Below are 1,864 nucleotides of genomic sequence, written 5' to 3' on the forward strand. Positions count from 1 at the left end.
CCAACTATGCCAAATTGAGTGATAAATCTTTAAGACAACAGATTGATGTGGTCGCGGAATTTCATGCCTATAAGATTCACCCGCAACGTATTGCTTACCGCACTGGGATAGCGCTTGATTTGGTGATAGAACTGGTTAACGGCAATAGCCATCAACAACTGTTTAAACGTTTGTTGGCATACCACCGCAAATCACGACGCGATCACCGATTACAACAATCCCTGCGCAAAAAAGGGATCGCACAGGCGGAGTTGCAAGATAAGATTGAACAGGAATATCAAGCATCTATCAGAGCAAACAGGCTTAACTGAATATGCTTGTGGCAATAAACTTGTGGCAATAAAAAAGGCGCTTATGATAAGCGCCTTTTTTTAACAATCACCGGAACTTACTCCGCCGCATCGCCCTCTTCAGCTGGCGCTTCCTCAGCAGGCTCTTCTGCGGCTTCTTCAGTAGCCTCTTCTGTAGTTTCTTCAGCAGCGACTTCTTCAGCTTCTGGCTCTGGTTCTGGCGCAGGGGCTGGCGCAGTGACTTTAATCAGCTCTTCAGCCAATAAGATGTTTACTTTGTCGTCGCCATTAACAGGCTTCTTGTCACTACCCACTACCGCATAGCGGCCATCGCGACGCTGTGAAATAGTGTACTCGGAGGTTTTTTTAACAACTTTCATGGTTTTTCCTTTCTACAGATAAATAATCGGTGTTGAGCCCGTTTTTGGGCCGCGAAATAAGACCATAATTGACCATAAAGCGCAATAGGATGGCCACAATCCGATAAAAAGTTTGCATACCATTCATTACGGCAGGCAATAAAAAAGGGCGGGCAAAAATGCCCGCCCCAAAATGCACGTAGATAATGCTTACGTGCTCTCCCTCGAGACTCTGCGATAACACCCTGCACCCAGCGCATGGCTATCGACTTAATACTGTATTGACTACTTAATTAATCGGCCCCAATCTGTTATCGGCCAAATATGACCTAGCTTTAATCAATCAGAGGACCGTATAAAACTCACCATTGGTTATTTTGGTCACCCCATACAGATTTTTGCAGGCTGACACAGTGAGTATAGAAGGTTTTTTACATCTGCCAAGTAAATAAAGGAAAGAAATATTGGTACCCTCGCCTGGGGCTGTTAGGTGCAGCTGACCGCCGTATTATGACTATAGATAACGCCTGAACAAGCGTTATACCGGCTATTTGCCGTAAGCCCGCAGACTGTATATGTCAAAACGAATGGCTTTTCCCTCAACGCTAAAATCAGGCTTTATTGCGGCTAAATATTCAGCTTTTTTTGGGCGCTTGACCACGACTCGGTGTCTGGCGGTTGTCAGGGCGCAATCTAGCAGTGTTGCACTATCTTGATCAGCCCCGACAATATGATGAAAGGCCTGCATCTCTTTTTTTACTAAAGCGGATTTTTTTGCTGCGGGGAACATCGGGTCAATCACAATAGCATCCGGTGCTGTCTCTTGGCTTAACGTCTGCATATAAGCGACCGCATCGGTGGCTTGTAACTGCATCCGGGCGATAACCGCTAGTAATTCGGCATCATCGACCTGTTTTGCCCGCTCTAGACCATCGCTTAGCACTGCCGCCACCACGGGTGAGCGCTCGCATAAAGTCACCGGATAGCCCCAACTGGCCAGCACAAAACTATCTCGCCCCAAACCTGCGGTGGCATCTAGTACCGTTGGTCGGTGGTGTTTATCACCGGCTACCGCCTTAACGATTAATTCACCACCGCCATAGTGGCGCCGATGGGCCGTGCCGCCGCCGGTAAAGTCGACAATGACCGGACCGGCGGCTTTGCGACCTGTTTGGGCAATAGCCAAGCCTTTATCGGTATAGCGTAATACATAGG

Annotated in this window: 3 protein-coding genes; 1 reads left to right on the forward strand and 2 read right to left on the reverse strand. The window is 47.8% G+C overall.

Annotated elements, in window-relative coordinates; all coding sequences use genetic code 11:
- On the forward strand, positions 1 to 311 hold a 311-nt coding region (locus AACP44_RS09190; RefSeq protein WP_339340230.1), incomplete at its 5' end, for a hypothetical protein.
- A 77-nt stretch (positions 312 to 388) separates the two neighbouring features.
- Here AACP44_RS09190 and AACP44_RS09195 read toward each other — a convergent pair.
- Together AACP44_RS09195 and AACP44_RS09200 are read right to left on the reverse strand one after the other, a co-directional pair.
- Positions 389 to 670 carry a hypothetical protein gene (locus AACP44_RS09195; protein ID WP_339340231.1) on the reverse strand — a complete coding sequence of 94 codons (282 nt, stop codon included), beginning with the start codon at positions 668 to 670 and terminating at the stop codon, positions 389 to 391.
- 526 nt (positions 671 to 1,196) lie between these two features.
- On the reverse strand, positions 1,197 to 1,864 hold a 668-nt coding region (locus tag AACP44_RS09200), incomplete at its 5' end, for a class I SAM-dependent methyltransferase (protein WP_339340232.1).

This window comes from uncultured Oceanicoccus sp. (assembly GCF_963968385.1).
GTDB lineage: Bacteria > Pseudomonadota > Gammaproteobacteria > Pseudomonadales > Dasaniaceae > Oceanicoccus.

Coding starts and splice junctions, on each gene's coding strand:
- AACP44_RS09195 (WP_339340231.1), bottom strand. CDS start 670: ATGAAAGTTGTTAAAAAAACCTCCGAGTACACTATTTCACAGCGTCGC.